The sequence below is a fragment of the Pseudomonas sp. ZT5P21 genome, assembly GCF_054897785.1.
Genome location: NZ_CM142705.1, coordinates 4,077,157 through 4,093,057 on the forward strand (window position 1 = coordinate 4,077,157; position 15,901 = coordinate 4,093,057).

The window sequence follows — 15,901 nt, forward strand, 5'->3', positions numbered from 1 at the left end:
CGCTTATTCCATTATCCTTTTAAATTCATTCCTTGCCGCTTCGCTATATTTCTCGGCCCCAATCTTATTCAAGTGATGTTCATCCAGGTAGATTAACTCACCGTTAAAAAACGGCGCGATTGTAAAAAAACCAGAACGCTCAAAATTCAAATAAGTTACACCTTTATATTTTTCTGCATACCCCTTCAACCTGATATTAGCATTGAGGTAGCTATTATCAATTCCCACGTTAAACGGCAAACCAATATCCCTGAAACGTAAAGCCCGCAAAGGATTCTGAGCCAGTCGTGGCTCTTGTGCCATTAGGTATATTTTTTTACCAGCTTGAGTTTGCTCCTGTAGAAACTCACTCAAAGCGCGCTGAAACTCTAGAGACTCAAACTGCCAGCTCCAGCTGGCAGCAAGAAAGATTACAGAAGCATCCCGAATTGGAATTCGGGCGCGCTCAATCTGTGCCAAGCATGATGATCGAGACCATTCGTCAATTCGGTTATAGTCAAAATTTGGGATTGTAACGCAACTACTGGCAGTTATGATCCTAGCCTTAAAGCCTAGTTCCTTGCCCAGCGGATCAAAAAAATTGTTGAGCATGGCCGCGTGAGAGTCACCAAGTACTAAAACTTCTTTTTGACTATTTAAATCGCCTTTCAAACAATCTCCCACGATTTGCCCGTGGCAAATCGTGGAGGGGTCGGCATATCGCTGATACTCAATAGGGAGTTGCGTTGGCGAGACCACTTCGTTGAGCTTACTTATGCCTTTAACGGCTGCTAGCATCACCAGAGCTAAAAAGCAATACGCCAGCGCCTGCTTGATGTGGGCGCGCTGAGCCCTTAGTGGAGTCTCTACCCAGTAGTAAGACATTACAGACAGCACAAAGGTGAGCGCAAAAAACAACAAACTAAAAGGCAAGCTAAGTACTTCGACGCCTGTGTAATAACGCAGCAAAGCCAACACAGGCCAATGCCACAAATACAAAGAGTAGGAGAGCTCCCCCAGCCGAACCATAATAGGACTAGCCAGTAACCTCCGAGAAAAGCCTTGAGCCGGGTGCATCAATATCAGCGCTGTCGCGATTACAGGCAGCAACGCCGGGAGACCAGGAAAATGGCCTAAATGGGGTTGGGTTATGGCGGCAAAAACAATCAGTGACAAGCCCAATGCATTGAGCCATGGCTTATTCCCCCACCCAATTGTATAGACATAAACAGCAACCAAACCGCCAGCGAAAAATTCTGGCAGTCGCGCGTAGAGACTATAGTAGGTTGCTTGTTCAATACCGAGTATGCGCAAGCGATAATCAGCAATTGCCGTGAAGCCTATCAGCAGAGTAGCTAACAGCCACTTAAGCGCCTTGGTGGGCACCACCAAAACCAACATGGGCACCAATAGGTAGAACTGGATTTCTACAGCCAGCGACCAAGTGTGTAACAAGGGCTGCTCACGGTTAACCGGAGCGAAGTAGTCACCGAACCCAGCAAAATAGTCATTACTATTGAAATACGCCGCTTTACTAAGACTCTTTTTATAAACATCCAGATCTTGCGGCAAAAACAGCACCGAAACCATTAAAGACACTAAAACGAGCATAACAAAGTATGCAGGTGCAATGCGCTTGAGGCGACTTCCGTAAAAGTACCTCAACGTCCTAATTAGCTGGTAATCCGGCTGCGCCTTTTTGTGCAACAAGATGCTGACGATAAGAAAACCTGAAATAACCAGAAAAACGTCAACACCGACAAAACCGCCGGAGAGCCAAGCAGGGTTGAAGTGAAAAAATATTACGGCCAATACGGCAATGGCCCGAAGGCCTTGTATATCAGTACGGTAGCCTATTGACCCCACCTTGCTTCTCCACCACGTCTACTATGCATGCAAACTTTTACGAGTTTCGGCAATCGCTTTTAGTCTAAATTAACGCAATGCATGCACAATAAATTCTATGCTAGCCTCATCCATATAAGGATGCATCGGCAAGCTCAATACTCGCTCAGCAATCGCATCCCCGACCGGTAGGTTGGCGTTCTCATCTTTTACCGCTGGCTGGCGGTTTAGCGGGATCGGGTAATGAACAGCAGTAGGAATACCTGAAGCCTTGAGCCGCTCTTGTACTTCGCTACGATCACTCACTTGAATAGTATATTGGGCATAGACACTGGTATTACCCGGCTCAATATAAGGTGCTGAGTGATTCCCTACTGTTTCCAGTAGATGATCGTACCGTTGCGCTACCTGATGACGTAGTCGAACTTCTTGTTCAAAAATCTCTAGCTTGGGTAGCAAAATTGCAGCTTGAATCGTATCCAGGCGGCTGTTCACCCCGACACGAACATGGTGATAGCGCCGATCCTGGCCATGTCGAGCGATCTGGCGCATAACCTTGGCCAGTTCTTCGTCACTGGTGAAGATCGCACCACCGTCTCCATAGCAGCCAAGCGGCTTGCTGGGGAAGAAGCTGGTGCAAGCGATAGTCGTCAGATTGCACGAACGCTTACCCTTGTAGGTAGCGCCAAAACTCTGCGCTGCGTCTTCAATTACCGGAATGCCATATTTGGCAGCGATCGCGTTGATGGCATCGTAGTCAGCGCACTGACCATACAGTGAGACCGGAATGATCGCCTTGGTGCGCGGAGTAATCGCGGCCTCGAGCAGCAGCGGATCAAGATTGTAGGTGCGCGGATCGACATCGACGTAGACCGGCTTGGCCCCCATCAGTGCGACGGTTTCCGCCGTGGCAATATAGGTAAACCCAGGCGTGATGACTTCATCGCCCGGACCAATCCCCAGTGCCATTTGCACAATCTGCAGAGCGTCGGTACCGTTGGCAACAGTAATGCAGTACTTGGCTCCAACGAAAGCCGCCAGCTTCTCTTCCAGTTCCGCGACTTCCGGACCCAGGATGTATTGGCCGTGTTCGAGCACGCGCGCAATACCCGCATCGATTTCCTTGCGAATCAGCGCTTGCTGGGTCTTCAGGTCGATAAATTCAATCATTGTGCGTCTTCCTTGCTCAACGCCTTGCCTCTGAGGACATAGCGCACACCCGTATGAATGCAATGCGTACTGGCCTCTCCTTCCAGAGGCAGGTCCAATTGCTCACCGAACTCACTCATCCAACCGATCTGCCGAGCAGGCACGCCGACCATCAGTGCATAGGCCGGTACGTCTTTGTTGACCACCGCGCCCGCACCGACAAAAGAGTACTCGCCGATAGTGGCTCCGCACACGATGGTGCAGTTCGCACCAAGCGTGGCGCCCTTCTTCACCAGCGTATCGCGGTACTGATCCTTGCGCTCGACCAGGGAGCGCGGATTGTAGACGTTGGTGAAAACCATGCTCGGACCACAGAAAACGCCCTCTTCGAGCGTGACGTTGTCGTAAACCGACACGTTGTTCTGGATCTTGCAGTGATCCCCGATAACGACCTTGTTGCCGACGAACACGTTCTGGCCGAGCGAAACGCCGACGCCGATGCGGGCGCCGCCACAGACATGAACAAAGTGCCAGACACGCGACCCTTCACCGATTTGCGCACCGTCATCCACGATGGCACTGGAGTGCTGGTAATAGCTCATGGGTCAGCCCAGCAGGTGTGCGAGGATGGGGTGACCTTCACCGTTCTGGGCGCGGCCTGGGGTCATGGTGCGAATGGTCTCTACGGTTTCCACGCAGTGACGAGCATCCTCGATGCCATAGCCTTTGCCGTCGAGAATGGCCTGGTAACTGACTGTGTGCAGATCAGTGAAGCCTTCGGAAAACTCGATCTCAGCACCGTCGCAGGTAATCGAACGATAGGTTGGCTTCTTGCCCTTGACCGAATCTGGCAGGTCATTGGCATCGATTGACAGGAACCAGCGCACCCGAGCGTTTTCGTATTCCAGGTAACCGGCCGCCTTGGACTCATTGACGAAGTGAACGACGTTGCGCTGCAACTTGCCGAAGATGAAGTGCAGCATATCGTAGAAATGCACCCCGATATTGGTGGCGACACCGAACGACTTGCGCGGGTCACCCTTCCAGCTCTCCATGTACCACTTGCCTCGGCTGGTAATGTAGGTGAGCTCGACCTCATGCTTGTGGTCTTGCGCGCCGCCCTGGACCTTCTCTTTCAGATCAATGATGGCCTGATGATGACGCAGCTGAAGAATATTGAACAGGCGCTTGCCGGTTTCGCGTTCAGTCAGTGCCAGGTCATCCAGCATCGCAGCGGTGGGCACCAGCGGCTTCTCGCAGATTACGTCACAACCAAGACGCAGGCCCGCAGTGATATGCGAGTGATGCAGGTAGTTGGGCGAGCAGACCGAAACAAAGTCCAGTGCCTGCCCCGGATCACGCTTCAAGCGCCAGGCGTGATCATAGAAGCGCTCGAATTCGGTGAAGAATTCGCTCTGCGGAGAGAGGCTGTCGATGATGCCGACCGAATCATTGATGTCGTAGGCACAAATCAGTTCGTTGCCGGTGTCCTTGATAGCGCGCATGTGGCGCGGCGCGATATAGCCGGCAGCACCGATGAGGGCAAAACGTTTCATGGAAGATCTCGAGAAGACGGTTGAGCAGGAGCGTCGCCGAACAATCCCGAGCGACGCCATCCAGGTTAGGCTTTAATGACGTTGGCCGCGGGCGTGCGGTATTTGCCGCGACTATCGACGATCAATCGCGAATGCAATTTGATCAACTCGTAGTCAAACTTTTCGTGATCCGTTGCCAGCACCACGGCATCGAAGGACGCCAGGTTCTCGGCTGTCAACGACTCGCTGGACAATGTGAAATGGTGCTCACGCATTTCCGGGAAGACAGGCACATGCGGATCGCTGTAGGCCACTTCGGCCCCTTTGGCTTCGAGCAGCTCCATGATCTCGACGGATGGCGACTCACGCATGTCGTCGACGTTCTTTTTATAGGCGATACCCAAGACGAGTACGCGGCTGCCCTTTAGTGCTCGACCCTGCTCGTTGAGACCGTCCACCAACTTGCCAACCACATACTCAGGCATGGCCTTGTTGATTTCACCCGACAATTCGATGAAGCGAGTATGCAGACCATACTCACGCGCCTTCCAGGTCAGATAGAAAGGATCGATTGGAATGCAGTGGCCACCCAGGCCCGGGCCCGGATAGTAGGCGGTGAAACCAAACGGCTTGGTCGCCGCAGCATCGACCACTTCGAAGATGTCGATGCCCATGCGATCAGCCACGACTTTCATTTCGTTGACCAGGCCGATATTGACCGCACGATGGATATTTTCCAGCAGCTTGGTCAGCTCTGCGGCCTTGGTCGAGCTCACTGGCACGACTTGGTCGATCGCCTGCTCGTAAAGCGCAATACCTACTTGCAGGCAATTCGGGGTATGGCCGCCGACCACCTTGGGAATGGTGCGAGTCTCGAAGTTGGGATTGCCCGGATCTTCGCGCTCGGGCGAGTAGATAAGGAACAGGTCCTCACCGACCTTCAGACCACCTTCCTGCACGCGAGGCAGGAGCTCTTCCTCGGTCGTGCCTGGGTAGGTGGTGCTTTCCAGAGACACGACCTGGCCGGCACGCAGGTAAGGTTTGATTGAGTTGGTGGTATCGATCACGTAGCTCAAGTCCGGCTCGCGATACTTGTTCAACGGCGTTGGCACGCAAAGGATCAGCGCGTCGCATTCACTGACACGACGAAAATCAGCAGTGGCCTCAAAACCCGAAGCACGCGCCTGGGCAATACTCTCATTAGAGATATGCTCAATCTCACTTTCACCCGCATTGAGCATATCAACTTTATTAAGATCAATATCAATGCCCAATACACGAAAACCGATAGCGTTATAACGCAGCATCAGCGGTAGACCAACATACCCCAGACCCACTATACCGATGATGGCTTCCTTGCTTTTGAATCTGGCAATACTGGATTGGGTTTGATCGGACATGTACGACTCCAAATACACTACTTATACTTATACAGCTCACGCCAAACCTTCAAGCTTGGCGCAAAAATTCTGTCAGGCGCGGAATAATAAATGATCGGAGCTCCATAGCATAGCGCTTATTGCTCACCGCAGGACTGCAGACCCCCGCCAGAGCTGACGGCGCGCGACAGCGGCAGCACGACATCCCCCTACGGAAACCCTGAACAAGACACCCAAGACCTCTCCCGCTCAATTTTTGAGCAGGAAAACATAGGGTGAGCAGCATAGAAATGACAGACAAAAACCCGACGAATGTATTTTTGCGACAAGCTGTCGACGAATCAGATAGCCGAGCGTGCGGGACTGTCGAGAAACACCATTCGAAAATGGGTCAGAGATTGTGCAATCGCAATTAATGTGCAATCGCAATTAAGACATTCTACATCTTCAATCTTTGAGGAAACATTTGATACTTGCGAACGCCACAGCAAAAAGCATAACAACCAACGTAATCGCGCCAACCAACTACTTTTGTGACCTCAACACGTTAAAAAGCTCTAACCAACCATTCTTATTTTAACAAGGTTTAGCTACAGCATTGCCTTGCATAGGGAGCTGCGCTTCATTAACACCATTTCGCTCAAGCTATTCTAGCTTCGGCGCCTCAACCTAGCACCCACAAACCAGGTCACAGACCCTACACCCCAACCTAACAGCAACGCTATGATCATATAGGCTGCGAATGGCAACTGTGGAGCCGACCAACCGAGCATAGTCATAGTTGCGGGCTGATTGTTTTCCAGTACGAACACAACCACGAGCGCAGCAACAAACAAGACTGAAGTGAGCGCTACCATGCGCATGATCCTACTCATCTACGCCCCGCCAACGATCAAAGATCATTCTCTTCATCCTCATTCACCCGATCCCGCAGCTCCTTCCCCGGCTTGAAGTGCGGAACAAATTTCCCATCAAGACTCACCGACTGCCCGGTCTTCGGATTACGCCCCACACGCGGCGCGCGGTAGTGCAGGGAGAAACTGCCAAACCCCCGAATCTCAATCCGATCACCGGTGGCCAGACATTGGGACATCTGTTCAAGCATAGTCTTGATAGCCAACTCCACATCCTTCGATGAGAGCAGCCCTTGATGGGTGACAATTCGTTCGATCAACTCCGACTTCGTCATATTTTTCCCTTCTTTTTCAAGCAGCTAGGAAAATCGCTTCAAAGGTTTTAGCATGCCCGGAGGAATTTGAACAGCCCGTGTCCTGACATATCTTTAACGATATTCAGCGTGAACATTGGCCTCCTTGACCTGTTCATCTGCAGATAACCAGCATGGTGCGCGTCAGGTAACCCGCAGGATTGAAGCCGAAAAAATATTCATCTTCATCCTTGGCATCATCAGATCGAGTGACCACCTTGTAACCTGCCCCCTTGCACTCTTTGGCAGCGCGCTTGCGACACTTCTCCCAACCCGACCCCAATCCCGAGCAATCCACCTCGATGCCACTGACACCACGAACGGCATGAGTTTTAGCACTAGTGGCACAACCCGCCAATGTCAGTACCGCTATTGCGACAATGAGCTTGTTCATTCACTTCCTTATGCCAGGCGCGCTGCCCGACTGCCGTTCGCTTCTGGCTGAAGACTAGCTGCAAATAAGCAATTGATCCGATTAAAGAAAGAGACAGCTTCGCGGGACTATTGGTTTCATGGGCGGACAACTCACGCCATTCGATCCTTGGGCGCATCAAATCGCGCCCACAAAAAAGGGCGACCGAAGTCGCCCTTTTTCTATGGTCTGACAGAACTTAGTTCTGTTTTTCCATTTGTGCACGCAACAGGTCGCCCAGAGTGGTAGGACCAGCAGCAGGAGCATCCGAAGCTGGCTTGTCGCGCAGGCTCTGGATTGCTTCTTTCTCTTCTTCAACGTCTTTCGACTTGATGGAGAGCTGGATTACGCGGCTCTTGCGGTCAACGCTGATGATCTTGGCTTCGACTTCTTCGCCTTCTTTCAGAACGTTACGCGCGTCTTCAACGCGGTCACGGCTGATTTCGGAGGCCTTCAGAGTCGCTTCGATATCGTCGGCCAAGGTGATGATGGCGCCTTTAGCGTCAACTTCTTTCACGATGCCTTTAACGATTGCGCCTTTGTCGTTCTCTTGAACGTACTCGGAGAACGGATCGCTTTCCAGTTGCTTGATACCCAGGGAGATGCGCTCGCGCTCTGGGTCAACCGACAGGATAACGGTGTCCAGCTCGTCGCCCTTCTTGAAGCGGCGAACGGCTTCTTCGCCCACTTCGTTCCAGGAGATGTCGGACAGGTGAACCAGACCGTCGATGCCGCCGTCCAGACCAATGAAGATACCGAAATCGGTGATCGACTTGATGGTGCCGGAGATTTTATCGCCCTTGTTGAACTGGCCAGAGAAATCTTCCCATGGGTTAGATTTGCACTGCTTGATGCCGAGGGAGATACGACGACGCTCTTCGTCGATGTCCAGAACCATGACTTCCACTTCGTCGCCGACTTGTACGACTTTCGAAGGGTGGATGTTCTTGTTGGTCCAGTCCATTTCGGAAACGTGTACCAGACCTTCAACGCCTTCTTCCAGCTCAGCGAAGCAGCCGTAGTCGGTCAGGTTGGTTACACGAGCGGTAACGCGAGTGCTTTCTGGGTAACGGGCTTTGATAGCAACCCATGGATCTTCGCCCAGTTGCTTGAGGCCCAGGGAAACACGATTGCGTTCGCGATCGTACTTCAGAACCTTGACATCGATCTCGTCGCCAACGTTGACGATTTCGGAAGGATGCTTGATACGCTTCCAAGCCATGTCGGTAATGTGCAGCAGGCCATCGACGCCACCCAGATCGACGAATGCGCCGTAATCGGTGAGGTTCTTGACGATACCTTTGACTTGTTGACCTTCCTGCAGGGATTCCAGCAGAGCTTCACGCTCGGCGGAGTTCTCGGCTTCGAGGACACTGCGACGGGAAACGACAACGTTGTTGCGTTTCTGGTCGAGCTTGATGACCTTGAATTCCAGCTCTTTGCCTTCCAGGTGCGTGGTGTCGCGCACAGGACGGACGTCAACCAGGGAACCTGGCAGGAACGCACGGATGCCGTTAACGTCGACAGTGAAGCCGCCTTTAACCTTACCGTTGATAACGCCCTTGACCACTTCCTCGGCTGCGAAGGCAGCTTCCAGAACAATCCAGCATTCAGCGCGCTTGGCTTTTTCACGGGACAGCTTGGTTTCACCAAAGCCGTCTTCAACCGAATCCAGCGCTACGTGAACTTCGTCACCGACGTTGATGTTCAGTTCGCCAGCGTCGTTGTAGAACTGCTCAAGCGGGATGAGTGCTTCAGACTTCAGGCCAGCGTGAACGGTTACCCAACGAGCTTGGTAATCGATATCAACGATAACACCGGTGATGATGGAGCCTGCCTGAAGGTTCAGGGTTTTTAGGCTTTCTTCAAAGAGTTCCGCAAAGCTTTCGCTCATTTTAATTCCTGAGTATAAGGGCGAAGAATACGCCCATCTCCACATCCCAGACGACGTGGGTTACGTTCATTTAAAGAAACAGCGCAGGACTATGACTGGTCCCCTGCGCAGCTTCTTGGTCACCCGGCGATATCGCGGATTGCGATCTCGCTCATGATGCGTTCCAGCACCTGATCGATGGATAATTCCGTGGAATCCAGCTGAATGGCGTCAGCCGCCGGCTTGAGCGGGGCTACCGCTCGCTGGGTGTCACGCTCGTCGCGGACACGTATCTCATCTAGCAGACTCGACAGACTAACACCATCGACTTTGCCCTTCAACTGCAAGTAACGACGGCGCGCACGCTCCTCGGCACTGGCAGTGAGGAATATCTTAAGCGGCGCATCAGGGAAAACCACGGTGCCCATGTCGCGACCATCGGCCACCAGACCCGGTGGCTCCTGAAACGCCCGCTGACGCTGTAGCAGAGCATCGCGCACCGCCGGCAGAGCCGCCACTTGCGAGGCCCAAGCGCCGACCTGTTCGTTGCGCAAATCGTCGGTGACATCGTCGCCTTCGAGGATGATGCGCTGCGGATGACCTTCGGTCGCCCCGACGAACTGCACGTCCAGATGAGCCGCAAGCAGCTTCAGCGACTCTTCATTGGTCAGATCGACGCCATGGTTACGCGCGGCAAATGCCAGCAATCGATACAACGCACCGGAGTCCAGCAGACACCAACCCAGACGCTTGGCCAGAATGCCGGCAATCGTGCCTTTACCCGACCCGCTCGGGCCGTCGATGGTGATGACCGGTGGCTTGATATTCACGACTGAGCCTCTTGTGCAACACGGATACCGACCTGAGCGCACAGCGCCAGGAAGTTCGGGAACGAGGTCGCGACGTTGGCGCAATCATGGATGCGGATCGGCGCGGTAGCACGCAGCGATGCAACGCTGAACGCCATGGCAATCCGGTGATCACCGTGTCCATGCACTTCGCCACCACCGATCAGACCGCCGTCGATGATGATGCCGTCCGGGGTCGGTTCGCATTTGACGCCCAGTGCCAGCAAGCCGTCGGCCATGACCTGAATGCGGTCCGACTCTTTGACTCGCAGCTCTTCAGCGCCGCGCAGGATGGTGCGCCCTTCGGCACACGCGGCCGCCACGAACAGCACCGGGAATTCATCGATGGCCAATGGCACCAGCGCTTCCGGAATCTCGATGCCCTTGAGTTTAGCTGCACGGACGCGCAGGTCTGCTACCGGTTCGCCGCCGACTTCACGCTGGTTTTCCAGGGTGATGTCCGCCCCCATCAGGCGCAGGATGTCGATTACGCCGGTACGGGTCGGGTTGATGCCGACGTGCTCGAGTACCAGTTCAGAACCTTCGGCGATCGACGCCGCCACCAGGAAAAACGCGGAAGACGAAATGTCGCCCGGCACTTCAATGTGGGTCGCGGTCAGCTTGTGCCCGGACTCTACCGATGCGGTCGCGCCGTCGACGGTCACCGGATAGCCGAAGCCGCGCAGCATGCGCTCGGTGTGATCGCGAGTCGGTGCAGGCTCGGTGACGGCGGTCTGGCCTTCGGCGTACAGACCGGCCAACAGCAGGCAGGATTTAACCTGAGCGCTGGCCATCGGCATGGTGTAGGCCAGGCCTTTTAGCTTGTTGCCGCCACGAATGGTCATCGGCGGACGGCCTTCTGCAGCGGTCTCGATCTCGGCGCCCATTTCGCGCAGCGGATTGGCCACGCGATTCATCGGACGCTTGGACAGCGAGGCGTCACCCGTCAGGGTGCTGTCGAAGTTCTGCGCAGCCAACAGGCCGGACAGCAGACGCATCGAGGTGCCGGAGTTGCCCAGATAGATCGGACCTGGCGCAGGCTTCAAGCCGTGCAGACCGACGCCATGGATGGTCACGCGCCCGTGGTGCGGTCCTTCGATCACGACGCCCATGTCACGGAAAGCCTGCAAGGTCGCCAGGGCGTCTTCGCCCTCGAGGAAGCCTTCGACTTCGGTGACGCCTTCGGCCAGGGAGCCGAGCATGATCGAACGGTGGGAAATCGATTTGTCGCCCGGTACACGAATCCGCCCAGTCAGGCGGCCACCAGGTTGTGCCAGGAAAATCAGGTCGTTGGAGTTCATAGCGTCCACATAAGCCCGGCGGGCCAGGATTTTACTGAAATGTTCGCGGGCAACCCGGGCGCGAGTGAAAACGCCCAACAATTGGTGCCCATCCCCTGCATCGACCGCGTCGCGCAAGGCGTCGAGGTCGCTGCGAAATGTATCGAGTGTGCGCAGGACAGCTTCGCGGTTGGCGAGGAAGATGTCGTGCCACATGACCGGGTCGCTTCCCGCGATTCTTGTGAAATCACGGAAACCGCCGGCAGCGTAACGGAAGATCTCAAGATTTTCATTGCGCTTGGCCAGTGAATCGACCAAACCGAACGCCAGCAAGTGCGGCAAATGGCTGGTCGCCGCCAACACTTCGTCGTGGCGTTCGACCTGCATATGCTCGACATCGGCGCCCAGTTCACGCCACAAACGGTCGACCAATGCCAGTGCGACCGGATCGGTTTGATCCAGCGGTGTCAGAATCACTTTATGGCGATGAAATAGTCCGGCGTTGGAGGCTTCCACCCCGCTCTGCTCGGAACCCGCAATCGGATGGCCCGGTACGAATCGCGACGGCATGCCGCCAAAGGCTTCGGTTGCGGCGCGCACAACGTTACCCTTGGCGCTGCCGACGTCGGTCAGAATAGCTTGCCCAAGGTCCATGCCAGCCAAGCGTCCGAGCATCTTTTCCATGGCGAGGATCGGCACGGCGAGCTGAATCACGTCAGCGCCCTGGCAGGCTACCGCCAGGTCTTCTTCACAGCGATCGACCACACCCAACTCAACCGCGAGCTTGCGCGATTGCGGATCGAGATCGACACCGACCACTTCGCGGCACAGGCCGCTTTCACGCAAACCCTTGGCAAACGAACCGCCGATCAACCCCAGACCGACCACCACCAGGCGACCGATCATAGGTTCCGCAGATTGCAGAGCAGTGACATCAACCACGAGCCAGAACCTTGGTCAGCGCCTCAAGGAAGCGGCTGTTTTCCGCCGGCAGGCCGATGGTAATGCGCAGGTGGTTCGGCATGCCGTAGTTGGCCACCGGACGCACGATCACGCCTTCGCGCAACAGGCCCAGAAAGACCGGGGCAGCAACACGGCCCAAATCGACGCAGATGAAGTTGCCCTTGGACGGAATCCAGCTCAGCCCCAGATCACGGAAACCCGCTTCCATTTGCTGCATGCCGGTTTCATTCAGGCGACGGCTTTCAGCCAGGTAATCGGTATCTTGCAGTGCAGCGCACGCAGCCGCCAGGGCCAGGCTGTTGACGTTGAACGGCTGACGAACGCGGTTCAGCACATCGGCAACCACCGCGGTGGACAAGCCATAACCGACCCGCAACGCCGCCAGGCCGTAGGCTTTGGAGAAGGTGCGCGAGACCAGCAAATTCGGGTAAGCCGCCAGATAGTCGAGACCATCCGGCAGGTCGCTGCCTTCGGCGTATTCGATGTAGGCTTCATCCAGCACCACCAGCACGTGTTCCGGTACGTCCTGCAGGAACTCGTCCAGCGCTTCCGCGCCAAACCAGGTCCCCGTCGGGTTGTTCGGGTTGGCAATGAACACCACGCGGGTATCAGCGTCGATCGCGGCCAGCATGGCCGACAGATCGTGACCCCAGTCTTTGGCCGGAATCACTTTTGCCGTCGCACCGACGGCTTGTGTAACGATCGGATAGACCGCAAAAGCATGCTCACTGAACACCGCGTTCAGTCCCGGTGCCAGATAAGCGCGAGCGACCAGCTCCAGAATGTCGTTGGAGCCATTGCCCAGCGTCACCTGATTCAGCTCGACGCAGCATTGATCGGCCAGCAGCGTCTTGAGCGCAAAACCGTTGCCATCCGGATAACGGGTCAGCTCGGCCAGCTCTTCGCGAATCGCCGCCAAAGCCTTGGGACTGGCACCCAACGGGTTTTCGTTGCTCGCCAGTTTGACGATGCTGGCCGGGTCGATCTTCAGCTCGCGCGCCAGTTCGTCCACGGGTTTGCCCGGCACGTACGGCGAAAGTTGTTGCACGCCCGGCTGTGCCAGAGCGAGGAAGTTGCCACTCATTTGCTACCCCTTAGAGAACGGCTTTCGGGTAGGAACCCAACACTTTAAGTGCTACTGCTTCCTGGCTGATCTTTTCCAGCACACCTTTTATCAGCGGATCGCGGTGGTGGCCGACGAAGTCGATAAAGAACACGTAGGTCCACTTACCGCTGCGCGAAGGACGCGTCTCGATTCGTGTCAGGTCGATGCCATTGTCGTGGAACGGCACCAACAGCTCATGCAGCGCACCTGGCTTGTTGCTCATCGACACAATGATCGAGGTCTTGTCGTCGCCGGTCGGCGGCACTTCCTGGCTACCGATCATCAGGAATCGCGTGGAGTTGTCCGGACGATCCTCGATTTTCTCGGCCAGACGGGTCAGCCCGTACAAGCCTGCGGCCATGTCGCCAGCAATGGCCGCCGAGTTCCACTCACCCTTGACCCGCTTCGCCGCCTCGGCATTGCTGGAAACCGCGACGCGCTCGACATTCGGGTAGTGTGCATCCAGCCACTTGCGGCACTGGGCCAGCGACTGGGCGTGGGAATAGATGCGGCTGATGCTATCGGTCTTGGTGTTTTCACCGACCAGCAAGTGGTGGTGAATCCGCAATTCGACTTCGCCACAGATGACCATGTCGTGTTCGAGGAAGCTGTCGAGGGTGTGGTTGACCGCGCCTTCGGTGGAGTTTTCCACCGGGACCACGCCAAAATTCACCGCACCGGCCGCCACTTCGCGGAACACTTCATCGATCGCCGCCATCGGCTTGCTGATCACGGCGTGACCGAAGTGCTTCATGGCTGCCGCTTGAGTGAAGGTGCCTTCCGGGCCGAGGTAAGCCACTTTCAGCGGCTGCTCGAGGGCCAGGCACGAGGACATGATTTCGCGGAACAGCCGCGCCATCTCTTCGTTGCCCAGCGGGCCCTGGTTGCGCTCCATCACGCGCTTGAGCACCTGAGCTTCGCGCTCAGGACGATAGAACACCGGCACTTCGCCTTCGGCCAGCGAGGCCATCTTTACTCGCGCAACTTCCTGGGCGCAGCGTGCGCGCTCACTGATCAGCTCCAGGACTTTTTCGTCCAGGGCATCAATGCGCAGGCGCAGTGCCTTGAGTTCTTGCTCAGACATCAGCCGTGCTCCTTCTCGAACTCTGCCATGTACGAAATCAGTGCGTTGACCGCAACGATGTCGACGGCGTTATAGATGGAGGCGCGCATGCCGCCCACGGAACGGTGCCCCTTGAGGTTCAGCAGGCCACGCTCGTCGGCACCGGCCAGGAACGGCTTGTCGAGACGGTCGTCCGCCAGGCGGAAAGGCACGTTCATCCACGAGCGGTCGGACTTGTTGATCGGATTGCTGTACAAGCCGCTGGCATCGATGAAGTCGTACAGGGTGCGCTGTTTCACTTCGTTGAGCTTGCCAATGGCTTCGACGCCACCCTGCTCTTTCAGCCACTCGAAGACCAGACCGGACAAGTACCAGGCCAGGGTGGGCGGCGTGTTGTACATCGAACCGTTATCGGCGGCGACTTTATAGTCGAGCATGGTCGGGCACAGCGAACGGGCCTTGCCCACCAGGTCTTCGCGAACGATGTTGACGACGATCCCGCTCGGGCCGATGTTTTTCTGGGCGCCGGCGTAGATCATGCCGAAGCGCGAGACATCGATTGGACGCGAGAGGATGTCCGAAGACATGTCGGCGACCAACGGAACGTCACCGGTTTCCGGAATCCACTGGAATTCCAGGCCGCCAATGGTTTCGTTCGGCGCGTAGTGAACGTAGGCCGCGTCTTTCGACAGCTTCCATTCGTTCTGACCGGGAATCGCGAAATAGTCGTAAGGCTTGGCGGTGGCGGCGACGTTGACGTGGCCGTAGCGCGACGCTTCTTCGATGGCTTTCTGCGACCAGATACCGGTGTCGATATAGTCGGCAGAGCCGCTTTCCGGCAACAGGTTCAGCGGGATCTGAGCAAATTGCTGGCTCGCGCCACCTTGCAGGAACAGCACTTTATAGTTCGAGGGGATATTCAGCAGATCACGCAGATCCTGCTCGGCCTTGGTCGCGATGGACACGAACTCATCACTGCGATGGCTCATTTCCATGACCGAGAGGCCCTTGCCGTGCCAATCAAGGAGTTCACCCTGGGCGCGCTGCAGGACAGCTTCGGGAAGTGCCGCAGGACCGGCACAGAAGTTATAGGCTCTCTTGCTCACATCCAATCTCGCTCTGATTTGGTGGTAGTCACGCAATATTTCGGTGTGATCGTCCCGCGAATGGCTGGAGCGATCAACTGTAGGAGCGAGCTTGCTCGCGAAGTACTTGAGGGCGCCGCGTTTAATCAGAAAACCTGCGTCATCGTTGACGTCCATC

At 55.6% G+C, this 15,901-nt stretch carries 13 protein-coding genes; all 13 read right to left on the bottom strand.

Going from position 1 to position 15,901, the window contains the following annotated elements; translation table 11 throughout:
* Positions 1–3 precede the first annotated feature (3 nt).
* The 13 genes from ACYZT9_RS18900 to serC all read right to left on the bottom strand — a co-directional run bounded on the left by ACYZT9_RS18900 (position 4) and on the right by serC (position 15,744).
* A complete protein-coding gene (locus ACYZT9_RS18900; RefSeq protein WP_462006887.1) occupies positions 4–1,845 on the bottom strand; it encodes an acyltransferase family protein in 1,842 nt (613 codons plus the stop codon).
* A 69-nt stretch (positions 1,846–1,914) separates the two neighbouring features.
* The gene (locus ACYZT9_RS18905) at positions 1,915–2,994 is read right to left on the bottom strand and encodes a DegT/DnrJ/EryC1/StrS family aminotransferase (protein ID WP_462006888.1); all 1,080 of its coding nucleotides are present in this window, start codon (positions 2,992–2,994) and stop codon (positions 1,915–1,917) included.
* Positions 2,991–3,575, bottom strand: a complete 585-nt coding sequence (wbpD, locus tag ACYZT9_RS18910) for a UDP-2-acetamido-3-amino-2,3-dideoxy-D-glucuronate N-acetyltransferase (RefSeq protein ID WP_462006889.1) — start codon at positions 3,573–3,575, stop codon at positions 2,991–2,993. The genes ACYZT9_RS18905 and wbpD overlap by 4 nt, the downstream gene beginning before the upstream one ends.
* Positions 3,576–3,578: 3 nt before the next feature.
* A complete protein-coding gene (locus tag ACYZT9_RS18915; protein ID WP_462006890.1) occupies positions 3,579–4,529 on the bottom strand; it encodes a Gfo/Idh/MocA family protein in 951 nt (316 codons plus the stop codon).
* 65 nt (positions 4,530–4,594) lie between these two features.
* Positions 4,595–5,908, bottom strand: a complete 1,314-nt coding sequence (gene wbpA, locus ACYZT9_RS18920) for a UDP-N-acetyl-D-glucosamine 6-dehydrogenase (RefSeq protein ID WP_462006891.1) — start codon at positions 5,906–5,908, stop codon at positions 4,595–4,597.
* Between the two features lie 871 nt (positions 5,909–6,779).
* Positions 6,780–7,076 carry an integration host factor subunit beta gene (gene ihfB, locus ACYZT9_RS18925; RefSeq protein ID WP_008031786.1) on the bottom strand — a complete coding sequence of 99 codons (297 nt, stop codon included), beginning with the start codon at positions 7,074–7,076 and terminating at the stop codon, positions 6,780–6,782.
* Between the two features lie 133 nt (positions 7,077–7,209).
* A complete protein-coding gene (locus tag ACYZT9_RS18930) occupies positions 7,210–7,488 on the bottom strand; it encodes a hypothetical protein (protein WP_462006892.1) in 279 nt (92 codons plus the stop codon).
* A gap of 217 nt (positions 7,489–7,705) precedes the next feature.
* On the bottom strand, positions 7,706–9,400 hold the full coding sequence (gene rpsA, locus ACYZT9_RS18935) for a 30S ribosomal protein S1 (RefSeq protein ID WP_461951209.1): 1,695 nt from the start codon (positions 9,398–9,400) through the stop codon (positions 7,706–7,708).
* 119 nt (positions 9,401–9,519) lie between these two features.
* Positions 9,520–10,209 carry a (d)CMP kinase gene (gene cmk, locus ACYZT9_RS18940; RefSeq protein ID WP_462006893.1) on the bottom strand — a complete coding sequence of 230 codons (690 nt, stop codon included), beginning with the start codon at positions 10,207–10,209 and terminating at the stop codon, positions 9,520–9,522.
* Complete coding sequence (locus ACYZT9_RS18945; protein WP_462010257.1) at positions 10,206–12,413, bottom strand: bifunctional prephenate dehydrogenase/3-phosphoshikimate 1-carboxyvinyltransferase; 2,208 nt, start codon at positions 12,411–12,413, stop codon at positions 10,206–10,208. Before ACYZT9_RS18945 ends, cmk begins: the two co-directional genes overlap by 4 nt.
* A gap of 28 nt (positions 12,414–12,441) precedes the next feature.
* The gene (gene hisC, locus ACYZT9_RS18950; RefSeq protein ID WP_462006894.1) at positions 12,442–13,554 is read right to left on the bottom strand and encodes a histidinol-phosphate transaminase; all 1,113 of its coding nucleotides are present in this window, start codon (positions 13,552–13,554) and stop codon (positions 12,442–12,444) included.
* A 10-nt stretch (positions 13,555–13,564) separates the two neighbouring features.
* A complete protein-coding gene (pheA, locus tag ACYZT9_RS18955) occupies positions 13,565–14,659 on the bottom strand; it encodes a prephenate dehydratase (RefSeq protein WP_030128742.1) in 1,095 nt (364 codons plus the stop codon).
* Positions 14,659–15,744 (bottom strand): 3-phosphoserine/phosphohydroxythreonine transaminase, encoded by a 1,086-nt coding sequence (serC, locus tag ACYZT9_RS18960; protein ID WP_462010258.1) that lies wholly within the window; start codon positions 15,742–15,744, stop codon positions 14,659–14,661. The genes pheA and serC overlap by 1 nt, the downstream gene beginning before the upstream one ends.
* Positions 15,745–15,901: the final 157 nt, after the last annotated feature.

Coding starts and splice junctions, on each gene's coding strand:
- ACYZT9_RS18905 (WP_462006888.1), bottom strand. CDS start 2,994: ATGATTGAATTTATCGACCTGAAGACCCAGCAAGCGCTGATTCGCAAG.
- wbpD (WP_462006889.1), bottom strand. CDS start 3,575: ATGAGCTATTACCAGCACTCCAGTGCCATCGTGGATGACGGTGCGCAA.
- ACYZT9_RS18915 (WP_462006890.1), bottom strand. CDS start 4,529: ATGAAACGTTTTGCCCTCATCGGTGCTGCCGGCTATATCGCGCCGCGC.
- wbpA (WP_462006891.1), bottom strand. CDS start 5,908: ATGTCCGATCAAACCCAATCCAGTATTGCCAGATTCAAAAGCAAGGAA.
- ihfB (WP_008031786.1), bottom strand. CDS start 7,076: ATGACGAAGTCGGAGTTGATCGAACGAATTGTCACCCATCAAGGGCTG.
- ACYZT9_RS18930 (WP_462006892.1), bottom strand. CDS start 7,488: ATGAACAAGCTCATTGTCGCAATAGCGGTACTGACATTGGCGGGTTGT.
- rpsA (WP_461951209.1), bottom strand. CDS start 9,400: ATGAGCGAAAGCTTTGCGGAACTCTTTGAAGAAAGCCTAAAAACCCTG.
- ACYZT9_RS18945 (WP_462010257.1), bottom strand. CDS start 12,413: ATGATCGGTCGCCTGGTGGTGGTCGGTCTGGGGTTGATCGGCGGTTCG.
- hisC (WP_462006894.1), bottom strand. CDS start 13,554: ATGAGTGGCAACTTCCTCGCTCTGGCACAGCCGGGCGTGCAACAACTT.
- pheA (WP_030128742.1), bottom strand. CDS start 14,659: ATGTCTGAGCAAGAACTCAAGGCACTGCGCCTGCGCATTGATGCCCTG.